Source organism: Sinobaca sp. H24 (genome assembly GCF_023845525.1).
Genome location: NZ_JALBWT010000011.1, coordinates 132,525 through 150,026, shown reverse-complemented (window position 1 = coordinate 150,026; position 17,502 = coordinate 132,525). Strand labels below are relative to the sequence as shown.

Genomic DNA, 17,502 nt, shown 5'->3' with positions numbered 1-17,502 from the left:
AGGTTAATAAAGAAAAGAAACAGGGTGGACATATGATAGCATTGGAAAAACTATCGAAAATATTTCCTACATCCAATGGAGATATAACGGCAGTAGACAATATAGACTTGACGATAGACGAAGGAGAAATATTCGGGGTAATCGGGTACAGCGGAGCAGGTAAAAGTACGCTCATCCGCCTGCTGAATATGCTGGAAAAGCCGACATCGGGAAAAATTATTATTGCAGAAAAAAATATGGCAGATCTGCAGGGCTCCTCTCTTCGGAAAGCACGCCAGGAAATCAGCATGATTTTTCAGCATTTTAACCTTCTTTGGTCAAGAACCGTACGGGAAAATATCGCCTTTCCACTGGAAATTGCGAAGCTCTCAAAAAAAGACAAAAATGCCAGGGTGGATGAACTGATAGACCTTGTCGGTCTTACTGGAAGAGAAAATGCGTATCCGGCTCAGCTCAGCGGCGGCCAGAAGCAGCGCGTCGGTATTGCGAGAGCTCTTGCGAATAATCCTAAAGTGCTGTTGTGCGATGAGGCCACCTCGGCGCTGGATCCGAAAACGACAGATTCGATATTGGAACTTCTAACGGATATTAATAAAAAGCTCGGTTTGACCATTGTGCTTATTACTCATGAAATGCACGTGATCCGGAAAATCTGCAACCGGGTAGCCGTTATGGAAAACGGAAAAATAGTCGAAGAAGGACCGGTTTTGGATGTGTTCAGGCAGCCCCGTGAAGAAATGACCAAAGAATTTGTCAAGCAGATAACGGAGCCCGAAGAAACGATGGAAGCTATCCGGGAGTTAATGAAAACAGGCGACACCAGTCCCATAGTTAAGATATCTTTCCTCGGTGAAGATGCGGAACAGCCTATTATGACAAACCTTATTCTTACATGCGGCGTTTCCGTAAACATCCTGCAGGGCAAAGTGTCTAAAACCAGAGATGGCAGCTATGGTACATTATTTGTTCAGCTCCAGGGAAACCAGGAACAGCTGAACCACGCGCTGTCCTATTTAAAAGATCAGCAGGTACAGACAGAGGTGATGACAGCGCATGAATGAACTATTTGAAAATATAAACTGGGCGAACATGTGGGAAGCCACGTTAGAAACTTTATACATGAGTGCTTTGGCAGTTCTGGCTACTTTTATTCTGGGCATTCTGCTCGGCCTTGTCCTCTACATGACGGACAAAGGAAACATGTGGGAAAATCAGCCGGTCCACTTAGCGGCAGCGGCGATTGTAAACATATTTCGGTCGATTCCATTTATTATTTTAATTATCCTGCTCGTTCCGTTTACGACATTTATTGTCGGAACAATGCTCGGGCCGAGCGCGGCTCTGCCTGCTCTGGTAATAGGAGCGGCACCGTTTTACGCTAGACTGGTGGAAATTGGTCTTCGTGAAGTGAATAAAGGAGTTATTGAGGCAGCCCAGTCCATGGGCGCCAATCAATGGCATATTATTTTTAAAGTATTGATTCCTGAATCGCTTCCCGCCTTAATTTCCGGAATTACCGTTACGGCTATTACGCTTGTAAGCTATACGGCAATGGCCGGAGTGATTGGAGCTGGAGGACTTGGCGACCTTGCTTTCCGGGAAGGGTTCCAGCGCAGCAATTCAGATGTAACGCTGGCAGCAACTGCCGCCATCCTGGTGATCGTTATGATCCTGCAGTGGATTGGCGACAGAATTATATATAGAATTGATAAAAGATAAAAGGGGAGAAAGTAAAATGAAAAAGATTTGGATGATTCCAGCACTATCATTAACAATTGGACTTGCAGCCTGCGGAGGCGGCGGAGAAGAATCCGGTTCTGAAGAAGAAACAACGACGCTTACAGTAGGTGCTTCCAACGTGCCTCACGCCGAAATTCTGGAATTTGCTTCCGATCAGCTTGAAGAAGAAGGCGTGGATCTGCAGATTGAAACATTTAATGACTATATCGTGCCGAACCAGGCGCTGGCTGAAGAGGAAATTGATGCCAACTATTTCCAGCACGTGCCTTACTTTGAATCACAGATTGAAGAAAATGACTATGACTTTGCCAATGCAGGTGCGATTCATATAGAGCCTATGGGCGTGTACTCCCAGGATTACGACAGCTTAGGTGAACTGCCGGAAGGCGCTGAAGTAATCATGAGCAGCTCTGTAGCAGACCACGGCCGTATTTTGAGCATGCTTGAAGACGAAGGCGTATTACAATGGAAGAAGATGCGGGCATCGAAGCAACAATAGATGACATCGCAGAGAACCAAAAAAACATTGAGTTCAGTGCCAATGTAGAAGCAGCTACGCTTCCAGGCTTACCAGAACGGCGAAGGCGATGCCGTATTTATCAATTCCAACTATGCGCTGGACAGCGACCTGAGCCCAAGTGAAGATGCTATTGCTATTGAAAGCGCCGAGGACAATCCTTACGCCAATATTATAGCGGTACGCAGCGGTGACGAAGATCGTGAAGAAATACAACACTGGTCGATGTACTGCATTCTGATGAAGTAAGATCATTTATTGAAGAAGAATACGAAGGCGCTGTGCTTCCTGCTGAAGGCGAAAACGCTGAATAAAATACTGTTCCTTAACAGTTTATGTTTTAACAAAGCAATCTAGTTTGTTATACTAAAAACAATAAGGGGGGCTATCCTGAAAGAGAACGCTTTTAGGCAGTCCTCCTTTTTTTTCCGTCCGGATAAAGTAAAGTGTGTTTCTTGAACTCTGTTTACATTTGTTATAAACTATAATGATAATAAAGTGAGAATGAGAAACCACTTTTGTGGTTAAAATAAAGTTAATGGAGGTTTTTTTACATGTCAGCATCAACTCTTAAAATCGAGATCTAACGGTTGAAATAGAAGGCTCAGAAATTATCAAGCACTTCAACCTTGAAATAAAAGGCGGGGAAATCCACGCTATCATGGGACCAAACGGTACCGGTAAGTCTACATTGGCTTCTGCTATCATGGGTCACCCAAAGTATGAAATTACCCACGGAAGCGTCATTCTTGACGGCGAAGATGTATTGGAAATGGAAGTGACGAGCGTGCAAAAGCCGGCTTGTTCCTTGCTATGCAGTACCCAAGCGAAATCAGTGGCGTAACGAACGCAGACTTTATGCGCTCTGCCATCAACTCAAAGCGCGAAGAAGGCGACGAGATTTCCCTGATGAAGTTTATCCGTAAAATGGACGAAAAAATGGATAAGCTTGAGATGAATCAGGCATTTTCCCAGCGTTATCTAAACGAAGGCTTCTCCGGCGGTGAGAAAAAGCGTAACGAAATTCTTCAGCTTCTTATGCTTGAGCCTAAAATTGCGATTCTTGATGAAATTGACTCTGGTCTTGATATTGACGCCCTTCGTGTCGTATCCAACGGAATCAACGAAATGAAAAGTGAAAGCTTCGGCTGCCTTATTATCACTCACTACCAGCGTCTTCTCAATTACATTACACCGGACAGAGTACACGTAATGATGCAGGGACGTATCGTTAAATCAGGCGGAGCAGAGCTTGCAGAACGCCTTGAAGCAGACGGTTATGACTGGATCAAAGAAGAACTTGGCATCGAAGACGAAAGAGTTGGAAACCAGCAGAAAGCGTAAAGAAGGGAGGTCACTATTTTATGTCAGTAGAAACAAAATGGACGTTTGATGAACAATACGTCAAAGAATTTTCCGAGCAGAGAGAAGAACCGGAATGGCTAACTGAGGAAAGACTTACTGCTTTCCATTTGATTGAGAAACTTGAGCTTCCTAAGCCGGAAAAAACTAAAATCACCAAGTGGAACTTCACGGAGTTCAAGCATCAGGGAACAGAAGCGGGCACGGTATCAAGCCTTTCTGATCTTCATACTGATGTTCAAAAGCTTATTAACGTAACAGAAGAAGACCAGAATCTTCTAGTTGTTAGAGATGGAAAGCCTCTTTATTACAGCCTTTCATCAGAAGCAAAAGAAAAAGGTGTTATTTTCACTGATATCGCAACGGCAGCGAAAGAGCACAGCGACCTGCTGAAGAAATATTTCATGGGTGAAGCAGTAAAAGTGGATGAAAATAAGCTTACTGCTCTTCATACAGCATTTCTAAGCGGCGGTGCATTTATTTACGTGCCTAAAAACGTTCAGCTGGAAAAACCTCTTCAGGCTGTATATTTCCAGGAAGATCCGGAAGCCGGCTTGTTCAACCATGTAGTATTGGCTACAGAGGACAACAGTGACGTAACGTACCTGGAAAACTACGTGTCATTCAACAGTGAACAGGAGTCAGCGGCAAACATTATCGCAGAAGTTTACGCAGGTCCTGCTTCGAAAGTATCCTTCGGCGCTGTAGATCATCTTGAAAAAGGGTTACAACGTACGTGAACCGCCGCGCGTGGCTCAGAAAGATGCCCGCATTGACTGGGCTTTAGGCCAGATGAATGACGGAAATACTCTTTCTGATAATACAACGGTTTTAAGAGAATGGTTCTTACTCCGACGTGAAATCTGTATCAATCGGCCGCGTACGCAGGCACAGGATTTCTGGACACAGATCATTCATTTCGGTAAGCACTCCGATGGACAGATTCTTACTCACGGCGTTATGAAAGATTCCGCCCGTGCTATTTTCAACGGTATTTCGAAAATTGAACACGGCGCAACGAATCAAACGGCGTACAGACTGAACGTGTACTGATGCTCAGCGAAAAGCACGTGGAGATGCGAACCCAATTCTTCTCATTGATGAAGATGACGTAACAGCAGGACACGCAGCTTCTGTAGGGCGTATCGATCCACTGCAGATGTTCTACTTGATGAGCCGCGGCTTGAGCCGTCTGAAGCCGAGCGTCTTATTATTCACGGTTTCCTTCAGCCGGTAGTAGCCGAGCTGCCTATCCAGGCGGTTAAAGATAGACTGACTGAGGTATCGAAAGGAAAGTGTACTAAATGGACATTCAGGAGATCCGTCGCCAGTTCCCTATATTAAATGAACAGGTCAACGGTCACCCTCTTGTTTATCTTGACAGCGCGGCGACTTCCCAGAAGCCGCAGCTGTATTGAGAAAATAGATGAATATTATAAGAAGTATAATTCCAATGTGCACCGCGTGTCATACGCTTGGCAGTATGGCAACCGATGGATATGAAGGAGCCGGAGAAAGTCCGGAATTTCCTTCATGCTTCTTCCGTAGAGAAATTATCTTCACGCGGGGAACTACTACTATTAATATCGTCGCCCAGTCCTACGGTGAAGCTAATCCTGCAGGAAGATGATGAAATTGTGCTCACTTATATGGAGCATCACAGCAACATCATCCCCTGGCAGCAGGCAGCAAAAAGAACCGGAGCAAAGCTGAAATACTGCCAATGAACGAGACGGTACACTTTCTATGGCAGATGTAAAAGAAGCGGTCGGCCCGAAAACAAAATCGTTGCGGTCACTCACGTTTCCAATGTGCTCGGCACGATAATCCCGGTAAAAGAAATCGCAGAAATTGCCCACGCCAATGACGCTGTCATTGTAGTGGATGGCGCTCAGGGCGCTCCGCACATTAAAGTGGATGTGCAGGAGCTTGACTGTGACTTTTACGCTTTTTCCGGCCATAAAATGGGCGGACCTACCGGTAATTGGCGTGCTGTTATGGCAAAAAAGCAACTGCTGAATAAAATGGAACCTGTAGAATTTGGCGGGGAAATGATTGATTTTGTCGACCTGCATGAATCGACCTGGAAAGAGCTTCCCTGGAAATTTGAAGGGGAACCCCAATCATTGCAGGGGCTATCGGTCCTTGGAGCTGCATTGATTTTATTAATAGCATTGGTTTTGATATAATAGAGTCACATGAAAAAGAACTTGCGGTACGCATGGAAGTCTTGAGTAATGTTGATGGTTAACAATTTACGGTCCGAAGGAAAGAGCAGTGTTTTTAATATTGATGATGTTCCACCCGCATGATGTAGCAACTGTCCTTGATTCAGAAGGCATTGCCGTTCGTGCCGGACACCATTGCGCCCAGCCTCTTATGAAATGGCTTGATGTAAGCTCTACCGCTCGTGCAAGCTTTTATATTTACAACACGAAGGAAGAAGTGGATCGTCTGCTGAAGGACTAATAAAAACAAAGGAGTATTTTGGTGATGTCTTCGCATAATAATCTTGATACTCTCTACCGCCAGGTTATTATGGATCATTACAAGAATCCCAGAAACCGCGGAGAGCTGGAAAACGAAACACTTCACGTCAATATGAACAACCACCTGCGGAGACCGCATTCAGCTTCAGCTTGAGGTAGAAGACGGCCTGATCAAAAACGCCAGCTTCATCGGGGAAGGCTGCTCCATCAGTTTGTCATCAGCTTCCATGATGACAGATATCGTAAAGGCAAATCCGTTGAGGATGCGCTGGAGCTTTCAGCTATTTTCTCTGATATGATGCTTGGCAAGGATTATGAAGAAGGCAAGTTTGACCTTGGCGACATTGAAGCTCTTCAGGGAGTCACAAAGTTTCCAGCACGTATTAAGTGTGCTACACTTGCGTGGAAGGCAATGGAAAAAGGCATCGATGAAAACGGGCATAACGAATAGCCCTATATATAAAGCACGAAAGCAAGGGGCTTATACGCCCCTGCTAACCTAAGGGAGGTATTCAAATGGCAAAAAAAATGCCGGAACTAGGCGATTACCAATATGGATTTGCTGATCGCGACGTATCCATTTTCCGCTCTGAGCGTGGATTGACTGAAGCAGTGGTTCGTGAGATTTCTTCAATAAAGGAAGAGCCGCAGTGGATGCTTGATTTCCGCTTGAAATCATTGGCTCAGTTTTACAAAATGCCAATGCCACAGTGGGGTGGAGACCTTACAGGCCTTGTATTTGACGATATTACGTATTACGTGAAGCCTTCTGAGCGTTCTGAAACATCATGGGACGAAGTACCGAGGAAATCAAAAATACGTTCGACAAACTTGGTATTCCTGAAGCAGAGCAAAAGTATCTTGCTGGTGTTCTGCGCAGTATGAATCAGAAGTGGTTTATCACAGCATGAAGCAGGAACTGACAGATCAGGGAATTGTGTTTAAAGATACCGATACGGCTCTTAAGGAAAACGAAGATATTTTCCGTGAGCACTTCGGAAAAACCATTCCGCCATCAGACAACAAATTCGCAGCACTTAACTCGGCCGTATGGTCCGGCGGATCGTTTATCTACGTGCCAAAAGGCGCAAAAGTAGATACCCCGCTTCAGGCATATTTCCGTATTAACTCTGAAAACATGGGACAGTTCGAAAGAACACTCATTATTGCTGATGAAGACAGCTCCGTACACTATGTAGAAGGCTGTACAGCTCCTGTATATACAACGAGCTCCCTTCACAGTGCCGTAGTTGAAATCATTGTTAAGAAGAACGCTTACTGCCGTTACACGACAATCCAGAACTGGTCTTCCAACATCTACAACCTCGTAACAAAAAGAGCAGTATGTGATGAAGGCGCCACAATGGAATGGGTGGATGGAAACATCGGCTCTAAGCTTACAATGAAATATCCTGCAGTTATTATGCGCGGCGAAGGCGCAAAAGGAACTATCCTTTCTATCGCCATCGCAGGTAAAGGACAGCACCAGGATGCAGGCGCAAAAGTAACGCACCTTGCACCAAACTGTTCCTCTACGATTGTATCGAAGTCGATCTCTAAGCACGGCGGTAAAGTAACGTACCGTGGTATTGCTCACTTCGGACGCAGATCAGCCGGCTCCTTCTCAAAAATCGAGTGCGACACGCTGATCATGGACAATGAGTCCACGTCAGATACAATTCCGTACAACGAAATTCTAAACAACAACATTACGCTTGAACACGAAGCGACGGTTTCAAAAGTATCAGAAGAGCAGCTCTTCTATCTAATGAGCCGCGGTGTCTCCGAGCAGGAAGCTACAGAAATGATCGTAATGGGCTTTATCGAGCCGTTTACGAAAGAGCTTCCGATGGAGTACGCTGTAGAAATGAACCGTTTGATCAGCTTCGAAATGGAAGGATCTATCGGTTAATAGTTTCTTATCATTTAGGATCGGCCTCTCAAGAGAGGCCGGTTTTTTTATGTATCGATGGCCTAAATCAAATAAAAACGGTACACAGAGGGAAAGATGCTCCGGCGTGTTTTCTTTCAGACGAAAAAGGCTATGAGAAAAGAAAGGAAGACAGGTAAGCTGAAGGAGGATAAGCGATGATTATTACAGGACTTACAGGATGGGGAGATCATGTTTCTTTGTATCCGCAGGGGATCAAGCCCGGAGAAAAGCTGGCTGAATATGCCGGCCATTTTCCAACGGTAGAGGTGGATGCAGCGTTCTATGCGGTCCAGCCTAAGAAAAATTATGATAAATGGATAAGAGATACTCCGGAACGTTTTTCTTTTATTGTAAAGGCCTATCAGGGCATCACAGGTCATGAACGTGGGGAAATTCCCTTTGCTTCCAAAGAAGAAATGTTTAAAGCATATGTCGATTCTGTACGGCCTGTCATGGAATCCGGTAAATTGGGGATGGTACTGTGCCAGTTTCCACCGTGGTTCGAATGCAATAAAGAAAACGTTGAGTATCTCCGCTATGTAAGGGATCAGCTGTCCGCCTTTCCGTGTGCGCTGGAATTCAGGCATCAGTCCTGGTTCGAACCGGAATTTAAAGAAAGAACCCTGGAATTTATGAAAAACGAGAAGTGGATTCACAGCATCTGCGATGAGCCGCAGATCGAAGGAGGTTCCGTTCCGATTGTGATGCACCCGACGCATAAAGAAAAAACGCTCGTGCGCCTGCATGGACGAAATACAGAAGCATGGAAAAAACCGGCCAAAGGAGAAAAATGGCGGGAAATCCGCTATCTGTATGATTACAATGATACCGAGCTCAATGAGTGGAAAGAGCGGGTGCAGACTCTCGAAAAAACCTCCGAAAATATTTATGTCGTTTTTAATAATAATTCCGGACGCCATGCGGCGCCTAACGCCAAGCGTTTTTTAGAAATGGCGGATATTTCATATGAAGGGCTGGCTCCGCGTCAGACTTCCCTATTCGACGAAGGCGATTTTTTTAAAAAATGGTATTATAATAAAAGAATGAAGAGCGGGCTGTGAAAGCAGACGAAGAAAGAAGGATTCTATGGATTGGTTACTGCTGGTCTTACTCGGCCTTGCGGCTGGAACATTTGGAAGCCTCCTGGGGCTCGGAGGCGGTATTATTGTCGTCCCGGCTCTTCTGGTCATGAGTGAGGTTGTCCCATCTTTTGCAGGTATTACTCCGCAGACAGCCGTAGGCACATCGTTATTAATCATGATTTTTACCGGAATGTCTTCGACTATTTCCTATACAAAGCAGAAAGTCGTTGATATGAAATCCGGTTTCATCTTTTTGGCAGGAAGCGGGCCCGGCGCATTATTTGGCGTCTGGCTTAATAAAGGCATGGAAACCAACGTGTTTCTTATTATTTTCGGCCTGTTTATGCTGTTTGTTGCTTTTGTTTTATTTATCCGGAACCGGTTAAAGCCGCTTCCGGTGAAGCGTACCTCTATTAAACGGGAGTACATAACAGAGCTGGGAGAAAAACAGGAATATGGATTTTCGCTCGCGCTCGGCCTGAGCATTGCTTTTGCTGTCGGGACGCTGTCAGGCCTGTTCGGTATTGGCGGTGGTTCGCTTATGGTCCCGGCAATGATTCTGCTGTTTGGCTTTCCTCCCCACGTTGCTGTGGCGACATCGATGTTCATGATTTTATTTTCCTCGATTATCAGCTCGATTTCCCATATATCACTGGGGAATGTAGAATGGCTGTATGCTCTTGCACTTATTCCCGGGGCGTGGTTTGGAGCTTCTATTGGAGCCGCGATTAATAAACGATTAAAAAGCAATACCCTGATTATACTGCTTAGATTCTTTTTAATTATTATTGCCTTTCGGCTTATCTGGCAGGGAATTCAGGGAATATAGAGAGAATAGTTGATAGGAGAAGGCGGTGTAGCAGGGTGTCAGCAATTGTCCCCATTACGATATATCATACCAACGATCTGCACAGTGATTTAACCCAGTGGACCTCCGCCGTTTCTTATTTAAAAGCGCAGCGGCGGTTTCACGATAAAAAAAAGGAAACATCTTTATTTTTTGATATAGGAGATCATACCGACCGCTCCCATGTGGTCACAGAAGCAACCAGAGGAAAAGGAAACGTGGAGCTTCTTAATGAAGCAGAAATTTCCCACGTGACGATAGGAAACAATGAAGGCATTACTTTTTCAAGGCAGGAGCTCGGAAGCCTTTACGAAAAAGCCAATTTCAAAGTGCTCCTTGCCAATTTATTTGATGAACAGGGAAAACGTCCGGAATGGGCGCTTCCTTATGACGTAATTGAAACAAAAGAAGGAATCAGAATGGGACTGATCGGCATTACTATTCCTTTTTATCCGTTTTATAACGAGCTGGGCTGGGATATTCAGGACCCTTTAATGCTGCTTCCAGGAATTTTGGAGAAAGTTAAAGCGCAGTCGGACATCGTTGTTCTGCTGTCTCACATGGGTCTGGATTATGATGAAGAAATAGCTGAATCCTTCCCGGATATTGATGTTATTCTAGGAGCCCACACCCACCATCTGCTCAAAGAAGCGGAAGTCATTAATCAGTCCCTGGTCGCTCAGTCGGCAAAAATGCATATTACGTAGGACAGGTTAACCTGGAATTTGATACGGAAAAAAGAGAGCTCGTGTCAAAAAAAGGGTACGCCGTAGACGTGAGCCATGAACCGCCCTCCCCGGAAACGGCCGGGCTTCTGCGGCGGCTGGAAACAGAGGCTGTAGCAGAAATGCATGAGGAAATAGCCCGGATTCCTTCGGCGCTTCCCGTCTCCTGGACAGAACCGTCCCCTTTTGCTGATTTACTGGCAGAAGGCCTCCGGGATTGGTGCCAAACGGATCTGGCTTTAATAAATTCCGGGCTGCTGCTTGAATCATTAGCTCCAGGCCCGGTTACGAAAGAAGATATCCACCGGCTCTGTCCTCATCCGATTAATCCAGCGGTGATCGAGGTCTCAGGAGCCGTTTTGAAAGAATCCATTCACGCAGCCTATACACAAAAGATGATTCATCTTCCTTTGAAAGGACTTGGCTTCAGGGGAATTAAACTCGGCGTGCTGGCGTTCAGCGGCATTACTATAGAAATGGGAACAGCAGGAGAGGACGCTCTTGTGAAAAAAATAAAAATCCAGGGCGCAGACATCGAAAACAAAAAAATGTACCGGGTAGCAGCTCCGGACATGTTTACATTCGGACCGTTATATCCCGGACTATCCCAGACAAAGCAGAAAAAATATTTTATGCCGGAAATGATGAGAGACGTGCTTCAATTCATACTGGAAAAGAAATATTCATAAAAGGCAGGTAGGTAACATGAAACAGTATTTAGATTTATGCAGCCATATTTTGGAACACGGTACAGAAAAAAGCGACCGCACCGGAACAGGTACTATCAGTACATTTGGTTACCAGATGCGCTATTCGCTGGAGGACAGTTTTCCTGTCCTGACGACGAAAAAGCTCCATCTCCGGTCGATTATTCATGAACTGCTGTGGTTCTTAAAAGGTGACACAAATATCGATTATTTGAAAGAAAACAATGTACGTATCTGGAACGAATGGGCAGACGAAAATGGAGACCTGGGTCCCGTATACGGCAAACAGTGGCGGTCATGGGAAGGCGCCAATGGACGAACGGTAGACCAGATCTCCGATGTGATCAAACAGATTAAAGAAAACCCGGATTCGCGCCGGCTTATTGTAAACGCCTGGAACGTAGCGGAAATTGATGATATGGCTCTGGCACCATGCCACTGTCTATTTCAGTTTTACGTCAATGACGGAAAGCTTTCCTGCCAGCTTTATCAGCGCAGTGCAGACGTATTTCTCGGCGTGCCGTTTAACATCGCAAGCTATGCCCTGTTAACAAAAATGATCGCCCAGGTCACCGGCCTGCAGGCACACGAATTTATTCATACGCTTGGTGACGCCCATATATACAGCAATCATCTTGAACAGGTGAATCTTCAGCTTACAAGGGAAACAAGAGAACTGCCGCAGATGAAAATTAATCCTGACGTAACATCCATATTTGATTTCACGATTGATGACTTTGAATTAACCGGCTATGACCCGCATCCTCATATTAAAGGAGAGGTCTCCGTATGATTTCATTTGTTGCCGCTATGGATAAGAACCGTCTCATTGGAAAAGACAATCAGCTTCCGTGGCACCTTCCCGCCGATCTGAAACACTTTAAAAAAGTAACGAGCGGCGGAACCATTGTAATGGGACGCAAAACCTTTGAATCGATCGGAAAGCCGCTTCCCAACCGAAGGAATATTATTGTAACAAAAAATAAAACGTTTCAGGCGGACGGCTGCGAGGTCATTTATTCCCTTGAGGAAGTCCAGGAGCTTGAAAAAAAAGAAGAAGAATTTTTCGTTATCGGTGGGGCGGAAATTTTTAACGCCTGTCTGCCGTATGCGGATAAAATGTATTTAACCCATATCGATGAATCATTTGAAGGAGATACCTTTTTCCCGGAATGGAACACGGCAGCATGGGAAAAGCTTGAAGAAGAACAGGGTGCTGTCGATGACAAAAATAAGCACCCCCACCGCTTTATTACATGGCAGAAAACCAAAAAATAATGCGGGCAGAGCAGATAGACAGAAAGAAGCCTTTCAATACGGAAGGCTTTTTCCAGTTTAAAAATATTTTGACAAATCCAAAAATAAAAATTATAATAAAATAACGAATTATCAGACAAAAGTTCTAGGAAGGAGGACGCTACAGCAGGCGCTGCCCAGGCAGCAGAGAGAAAGTATACTTAAAAAAGAGAAAAGCAGCACTCCTGCTATATTTTCTGAATATTCTATACAGGGTGATGTAAAACATAAAGGGGGAACACACGATGGAAGCCAGAGAACAATGGGGCACTAGAGCAGGTTTTATTATGGCTGCAATTGGTTCAGCCATCGGGCTGGGCAACATATGGCGCTTTCCCGCAGTAGCTTATGACGGCGGTGGCGGAGCCTTTTTTATTCCATATCTTATCGCACTTCTTACAGCGGGTATTCCGCTTTTAATTATGGAGTTTACGATTGGTCATAAATACAGGGGATCGGCTCCGCTGAGCTATTCCCGGATGAGCAAGAAAACAGAATGGATTGGATGGTGGGCGGTGTTTGTCGCGTTTGTCATTTCCACGTATTATTCTGTTATTATTGCCTGGGCCATGAGCTACAGCGTTTTTGCCCTTAATCAGTCATGGGGTGAAGATACGGAAGGATTTCTGTTTGGGGAATACCTGCAGGCGTCTGATGCGGGCCAGATCGGAAGTCTTGTGCCGGGAGTGCTTATTCCGCTGATTATCGTATGGATCATTACGCTCGGCGTTTTGTTTAGAGGCGTGCAGCGGGGCATAGAGATTGCCAACCGTATTTTTATTCCGACTTTGGTCGTTATCTTTTTAATTATTTGTATCCGCGCCGTAACGCTTCCAGGAGCTGCATTAGGGCTGCAGGCTTTCTTTGAGCCGGATTTCAGCGCTATTACGTCCGGTGAAGTATGGGTGGCCGCCTACGGACAGATATTCTTTAGTTTATCGATTGCATTTGCAATCATGATAACGTATTCCAGTTATCTTCCGAAGAAGTCGGATATTACAAACAATGCGTTTATTACCGGATTCAGTAACTCCAGCTTCGAACTGCTTGCAGGTATCGGCGTATTCGCTGCGCTTGGCTTTATGGCGACTCAGGCAGGTGTTGCAGTAGATGAAGTCGTAGCAGGGGGCATCGGTCTGGCCTTTGTCGTCTTCCCTCAGATCATTAATGCTTTTCCGGCACTAAGCGGCCTGTTTGGATTTCTTTTCTTCCTGTCGCTCGTTCTGGCAGGACTGAGCTCGCTTATTTCCATTTCAGAAACATATGTAAAAGGAATCTCTGAAAAATTCAATATCTCCAGAGCTAAATCCGTAGCCATAGGCGGTGGAGCTGCAGCTCTCATATCCTTAATTTTCGCGACAAACGGCGGAATTAACTTCCTGGACGCTGCCGATTACTTTATTAACCAATTCGGTGTAGCACTAATCGGACTTGTGGAAGTAATTGTAGTAGCCTGGTTTCTCCGGAAGCTTCCTGAATTTCAGGAGCACGCGAACGGAGTCTCAGATATCCCGCTTGGTTTATGGTGGAGAGTATGTCTGGGCATCATTACGCCGATTATCCTCGGTTACATGATGTTCAGCCTGTTCGTACAGAATCTGTTTCGTCAATTTGACACAGAAACAGGAAACTATGAAGGATACGCTAATTCCTTCGTTGTAATCAGCGGCTGGTCCGTAGCACTCTTTGCTCTTGCCGCTGGTATTGTTCTTTCATTTGTGAAATGGAAAAACAAGCCTGAATTGGCACGCAGAGATGAAGGGGGTAAAAAATAATGACAGCCGGTGCGATTATAATGATGATTATAGGGATTGTAATTATCTGGGGAGGCCTTGCTGGCAGTTTACTGTATGCAAGAACGGTTTCCAAAAGAAAATAAATGAAGGCAGCTGCTTACTGGATAAGCGGCTGCTTTTTTTATGATTACAGGGGAAAAGGCAATCATGTGAAAACGAACGGTACATTTGTCGAGGCAGTATAGAACATGTTAAAGTATTAATATCAAAGTCTTCTTTGACAGGGTACGATGGTTTATAATGAGGCTGAGGAAAAGAATGGGGAGTGAGCGGTTTGGCAAAAACAGAAGAATACCTTCGTAAGCCGGAATGGCTGAAGATTAAATTAAATACAAACGACTCGTATAAGGGTCTTAAGAAAATGATGCGTGAAAAAAACCTTCATACCGTATGTGAAGAAGCACGCTGTCCTAATATTCATGAGTGCTGGTCTGAAAGAAAAACAGCAACATTTATGATTCTGGGCGATGTGTGTACGCGCGCATGCCGGTTCTGTGCAGTAAATACAGGACTGCCAAATGAATTGGACTGGCAGGAGCCGGAACGTGTTGCAGAGTCCGTAGAGCAGATGGGACTGAAGCATGTCGTTATTACCGCAGTTGCAAGAGATGACCTGAAGGACGGCGGATCGACCGTGTTCGCAGAGACGGTTAGAGCAGTGCGCCGCCGCAATCCGAACTGCACCATTGAAGTACTTCCTTCAGACATGATGGGCGTGCAGGAAAACCTGGAAACGCTGATGGAAGCTCGTCCGAATATCCTGAACCACAATATTGAAACAGTAAAACGGTTGACGCCAAGAGTGCGCGCCAGAGCTACATACGAGCGTTCACTTGAATTTCTGCAGCGTTCCAAAGAAATTCACCCGGATATTCCAACCAAATCCAGCCTGATGATCGGCCTTGGAGAAACAGACGAAGAAATTATTGAAACAATGGATGACCTTCGTGCGCATAATATTGATATTATGACAATTGGCCAGTATCTTCAGCCGACGAAGAAACATCTAAAAGTTAAAAAATACTACTCGAACCTGAAGAGTTTGCGAAAATTCAAGGAAATTGCCATGGAAAAAGGCTTCAGCCACTGTGAAGCCGGTCCGCTTGTCCGTTCTTCTTATCACGCTGATGAGCAGGTTAACCAGGCCCAGGTACACGAAGAAGCAAATAAATATAAACAGGCTGAATAATCAATACGTGACCGGTTCCCTTTTAACGGGAGCCGGTTTTTACAAAAGGAGGGAAAGCAATGGTGGAAGTTCAGGGTTATACGTACGAAGTGGTTGAAGAAAACCGCTCCGGCTGGAACGAAGAAGTATTTATAGAACGTTACAGCGAGGTGCTTCATAAATATGACTATATTCTGGGGGACTGGGGGCACGAACAGCTCCGCCTGCGTGGATTTTTTGATGATTCGCGGAAAAAAGTTTCCTATGACATGAAAATAAGCACGCTTCATGATTACCTGCTGGAGTACTGTAACTTTGGCTGCGCTTATTTTGTAGTAAAAAAACAGAAAAAACAGGAACAGCCGGAAGCAGAGACGGAAGAAAAAGAAGAAGTGAACTCATAAAAAAAGGCCTCCGCCGCAGCGGAAGCCTTTTTACGTTATATTAATATTCCACAATCGCTTCGAGTAGAAAAGCCCGCAGTTCTTCAGCTGTTTCCTCATCGATCTGATAGGCATCTTCGAGCAGCCCCTGCTCTTCGAGGTCATCGACTCCCAATAGGGCAAAACGCTGGGTGCGTATGTCAAGGACAACCTGCTTTCCGTAATAGCGCTCGGTGGAAATAAGAGCCAGGTCAAATCGCTCATCGTTATCTCCCATAAAGCTTACAAATCGGATGCTGGATTCCTCTTCTTCATCATGAATATAAAAACGGTCGCTCATAGCTGTATTCCTCCTTTACTCATCATCTGCAAGCAGATGCGGTTTATTCTGCAGACGGTGGTGTGCTTTAATATACCGTACTGTTCTGGTTTTAGCCCGCATCACGATGGAATCTGTTTCCACCAGGTCCCCACCAAGAAAACGGACCCCTTCCAGAAGCTCTCCGGAAGAAACGCCTGTCGCGGCAAAAATAGCATCATCGCCTTTTACAAGGTCATGTAAATGCAGAAGCTGGCGCGGATCTGTTAAACCCATCGCAATACAACGCTGTTCTTCTTCTTCATTATCCGGCACGAGCCGGGCCTGCATATCGCCGCCGAGCGCTTTAATCGCTGCAGCGGATATGACGCCTTCCGGGGCGCCGCCGGTACCTACAAACAAATCGATGCCCGTCTGCGGAAGGGAGGTGGCAATCGAAGCGCCGACATCCCCGTCTCCGAACAACTTAACGCGTGATCCTTTAGCGCGGACCCGGTCAATGATATCCTGATGACGCTCCCGGTCCTGAATAATAACCGTAACATCCCGGGTCCGTTTATTGTTCATTTTTGCTACAATATCAATTGTTTTTTCAATAGGATCATCCAGTCTCACCAGACCGGCTGCTTCCGGTCCGACAACGAGTTTTTCCATATACATATCGGGAGCGTGGAGCAGCGTACCGCGGTCCCCAAGAGCCAGAACGGCCATCGCGTTGCCGCGGCCGTTGGCCACAATATTGGTTCCTTCCAGCGGATCAACGGCGATGTCTACTTCCGGTCCGTGGCCGTTGCCGACCTCTTCGCCAATGTAGAGCATTGGAGCTTCATCGAGCTCTCCTTCTCCAATTACAACGGTTCCTTTGCAGCTGACGGAATCAAAAATAAGCCGCATCGCAGAAGTGGCCGCATCATCAGCTTCTATTTTTTTTCCTCTTCCCATCCACTGCGCCGATGAAATAGCTGCGGCTTCGGTCACTCGAATTACTTCTAAAGCTAATTCTCTATCCATTTTCTCTCTCCTTTTATGTACTATCCTTAAAAAAGCAAACTGCAATCAGCAGTCTTTATCCTATCATATTATAGAAGATTTGCGCGTGATACGGTTTGAAAAGCTCCTATGATATACTAGTTTTATT

At 45.4% G+C, this 17,502-nt stretch carries 18 protein-coding genes and 5 pseudogenes; 21 read left to right on the top strand and 2 right to left on the bottom strand.

Annotation, left to right across the window (positions count from 1 at the left end; translation table 11 throughout):
- Nucleotides 1–32: 32 nt before the first annotated feature.
- The 21 genes and pseudogenes from MMY81_RS15865 (at nt 33) to MMY81_RS15775 (ending at nt 16,066) form a co-directional block, all read left to right on the top strand.
- Nucleotides 33–1,061, top strand: coding sequence for a methionine ABC transporter ATP-binding protein (locus tag MMY81_RS15865; protein WP_252313636.1), 1,029 nt, complete (start codon nt 33–35; stop codon nt 1,059–1,061).
- A complete protein-coding gene (locus tag MMY81_RS15860) occupies nt 1,054–1,719 on the top strand; it encodes a methionine ABC transporter permease (RefSeq protein ID WP_252313635.1) in 666 nt (221 codons plus the stop codon). Before MMY81_RS15865 ends, MMY81_RS15860 begins: the two co-directional genes overlap by 8 nt.
- A 16-nt stretch (nt 1,720–1,735) precedes the next feature.
- Nucleotides 1,736–2,506, top strand: a pseudogene (locus MMY81_RS15855) (MetQ/NlpA family ABC transporter substrate-binding protein).
- Nucleotides 2,507–2,811: 305 nt separating this feature from the next.
- A pseudogene (sufC, locus tag MMY81_RS15850) lies at nt 2,812–3,601 on the top strand (Fe-S cluster assembly ATPase SufC).
- A 20-nt stretch (nt 3,602–3,621) separates the two neighbouring features.
- Nucleotides 3,622–4,359, top strand: coding sequence for a SufD family Fe-S cluster assembly protein (locus MMY81_RS35355; RefSeq protein WP_374562083.1), 738 nt, complete (start codon nt 3,622–3,624; stop codon nt 4,357–4,359).
- Nucleotides 4,334–4,672 (top strand): SufD family Fe-S cluster assembly protein, encoded by a 339-nt coding sequence (locus tag MMY81_RS35350; protein ID WP_374562081.1) that lies wholly within the window; start codon nt 4,334–4,336, stop codon nt 4,670–4,672. Before MMY81_RS35355 ends, MMY81_RS35350 begins: the two co-directional genes overlap by 26 nt.
- Nucleotides 4,673–4,706: 34 nt before the next feature.
- Complete coding sequence (locus MMY81_RS35345) at nt 4,707–4,856, top strand: SufD family Fe-S cluster assembly protein (protein ID WP_374562094.1); 150 nt, start codon at nt 4,707–4,709, stop codon at nt 4,854–4,856.
- Nucleotides 4,857–5,112: 256 nt separating this feature from the next.
- Nucleotides 5,113–5,808 (top strand): annotated as a pseudogene (locus MMY81_RS15840) (aminotransferase class V-fold PLP-dependent enzyme).
- A gap of 88 nt (nt 5,809–5,896) precedes the next feature.
- Nucleotides 5,897–6,088, top strand: coding sequence for an aminotransferase class V-fold PLP-dependent enzyme (locus MMY81_RS15835; RefSeq protein ID WP_252313634.1), 192 nt, complete (start codon nt 5,897–5,899; stop codon nt 6,086–6,088).
- Between the two features lie 24 nt (nt 6,089–6,112).
- A pseudogene (gene sufU, locus MMY81_RS15830) lies at nt 6,113–6,559 on the top strand (Fe-S cluster assembly sulfur transfer protein SufU).
- Nucleotides 6,560–6,624: 65 nt separating this feature from the next.
- Nucleotides 6,625–8,020 (top strand): annotated as a pseudogene (sufB, locus tag MMY81_RS15825) (Fe-S cluster assembly protein SufB).
- 176 nt (nt 8,021–8,196) lie between these two features.
- The gene (locus tag MMY81_RS15820) at nt 8,197–9,102 is read left to right on the top strand and encodes a DUF72 domain-containing protein (RefSeq protein ID WP_252313633.1); all 906 of its coding nucleotides are present in this window, start codon (nt 8,197–8,199) and stop codon (nt 9,100–9,102) included.
- Nucleotides 9,103–9,127: 25 nt separating this feature from the next.
- On the top strand, nt 9,128–9,952 hold the full coding sequence (locus MMY81_RS15815) for a sulfite exporter TauE/SafE family protein (protein ID WP_252313632.1): 825 nt from the start codon (nt 9,128–9,130) through the stop codon (nt 9,950–9,952).
- Between the two features lie 35 nt (nt 9,953–9,987).
- Nucleotides 9,988–10,677, top strand: coding sequence for a metallophosphoesterase (locus MMY81_RS15810; protein ID WP_252313631.1), 690 nt, complete (start codon nt 9,988–9,990; stop codon nt 10,675–10,677).
- Between the two features lie 41 nt (nt 10,678–10,718).
- Complete coding sequence (locus MMY81_RS15805; RefSeq protein WP_252313630.1) at nt 10,719–11,384, top strand: 5'-nucleotidase C-terminal domain-containing protein; 666 nt, start codon at nt 10,719–10,721, stop codon at nt 11,382–11,384.
- A 16-nt stretch (nt 11,385–11,400) separates the two neighbouring features.
- On the top strand, nt 11,401–12,195 hold the full coding sequence (locus MMY81_RS15800; protein WP_120194433.1) for a thymidylate synthase: 795 nt from the start codon (nt 11,401–11,403) through the stop codon (nt 12,193–12,195).
- The gene (locus MMY81_RS15795) at nt 12,192–12,680 is read left to right on the top strand and encodes a dihydrofolate reductase (protein ID WP_252313629.1); all 489 of its coding nucleotides are present in this window, start codon (nt 12,192–12,194) and stop codon (nt 12,678–12,680) included. The genes MMY81_RS15800 and MMY81_RS15795 overlap by 4 nt, the downstream gene beginning before the upstream one ends.
- Nucleotides 12,681–12,943: 263 nt before the next feature.
- A complete protein-coding gene (locus tag MMY81_RS15790) occupies nt 12,944–14,473 on the top strand; it encodes a sodium-dependent transporter (protein ID WP_252313628.1) in 1,530 nt (509 codons plus the stop codon).
- Nucleotides 14,473–14,577, top strand: coding sequence for a methionine/alanine import family NSS transporter small subunit (locus tag MMY81_RS15785; protein ID WP_120194430.1), 105 nt, complete (start codon nt 14,473–14,475; stop codon nt 14,575–14,577). Before MMY81_RS15790 ends, MMY81_RS15785 begins: the two co-directional genes overlap by 1 nt.
- A 191-nt stretch (nt 14,578–14,768) precedes the next feature.
- A complete protein-coding gene (gene lipA, locus MMY81_RS15780; RefSeq protein ID WP_252313627.1) occupies nt 14,769–15,683 on the top strand; it encodes a lipoyl synthase in 915 nt (304 codons plus the stop codon).
- A 59-nt stretch (nt 15,684–15,742) separates the two neighbouring features.
- Nucleotides 15,743–16,066 (top strand): YutD family protein, encoded by a 324-nt coding sequence (locus MMY81_RS15775; RefSeq protein WP_252313626.1) that lies wholly within the window; start codon nt 15,743–15,745, stop codon nt 16,064–16,066.
- Nucleotides 16,067–16,106: 40 nt separating this feature from the next.
- On the opposite strand, the gene MMY81_RS15770 is transcribed toward MMY81_RS15775, so the two are convergent.
- A complete protein-coding gene (locus MMY81_RS15770; protein ID WP_120194427.1) occupies nt 16,107–16,385 on the bottom strand; it encodes a DUF3055 domain-containing protein in 279 nt (92 codons plus the stop codon).
- A gap of 15 nt (nt 16,386–16,400) precedes the next feature.
- On the bottom strand, nt 16,401–17,375 hold the full coding sequence (gene glpX / locus MMY81_RS15765; RefSeq protein WP_252313625.1) for a class II fructose-bisphosphatase: 975 nt from the start codon (nt 17,373–17,375) through the stop codon (nt 16,401–16,403).
- Nucleotides 17,376–17,502 lie beyond the last annotated feature (127 nt).

Coding starts and splice junctions, on each gene's coding strand:
- MMY81_RS15865 (WP_252313636.1), top strand. CDS start 33: ATGATAGCATTGGAAAAACTATCGAAAATATTTCCTACATCCAATGGA.
- MMY81_RS15860 (WP_252313635.1), top strand. CDS start 1,054: ATGAATGAACTATTTGAAAATATAAACTGGGCGAACATGTGGGAAGCC.
- MMY81_RS35355 (WP_374562083.1), top strand. CDS start 3,622: ATGTCAGTAGAAACAAAATGGACGTTTGATGAACAATACGTCAAAGAA.
- MMY81_RS15820 (WP_252313633.1), top strand. CDS start 8,197: ATGATTATTACAGGACTTACAGGATGGGGAGATCATGTTTCTTTGTAT.
- MMY81_RS15815 (WP_252313632.1), top strand. CDS start 9,128: ATGGATTGGTTACTGCTGGTCTTACTCGGCCTTGCGGCTGGAACATTT.
- MMY81_RS15800 (WP_120194433.1), top strand. CDS start 11,401: ATGAAACAGTATTTAGATTTATGCAGCCATATTTTGGAACACGGTACA.
- MMY81_RS15795 (WP_252313629.1), top strand. CDS start 12,192: ATGATTTCATTTGTTGCCGCTATGGATAAGAACCGTCTCATTGGAAAA.
- MMY81_RS15790 (WP_252313628.1), top strand. CDS start 12,944: ATGGAAGCCAGAGAACAATGGGGCACTAGAGCAGGTTTTATTATGGCT.
- MMY81_RS15785 (WP_120194430.1), top strand. CDS start 14,473: ATGACAGCCGGTGCGATTATAATGATGATTATAGGGATTGTAATTATC.
- MMY81_RS15775 (WP_252313626.1), top strand. CDS start 15,743: ATGGTGGAAGTTCAGGGTTATACGTACGAAGTGGTTGAAGAAAACCGC.
- MMY81_RS15770 (WP_120194427.1), bottom strand. CDS start 16,385: ATGAGCGACCGTTTTTATATTCATGATGAAGAAGAGGAATCCAGCATC.
- glpX (WP_252313625.1), bottom strand. CDS start 17,375: ATGGATAGAGAATTAGCTTTAGAAGTAATTCGAGTGACCGAAGCCGCA.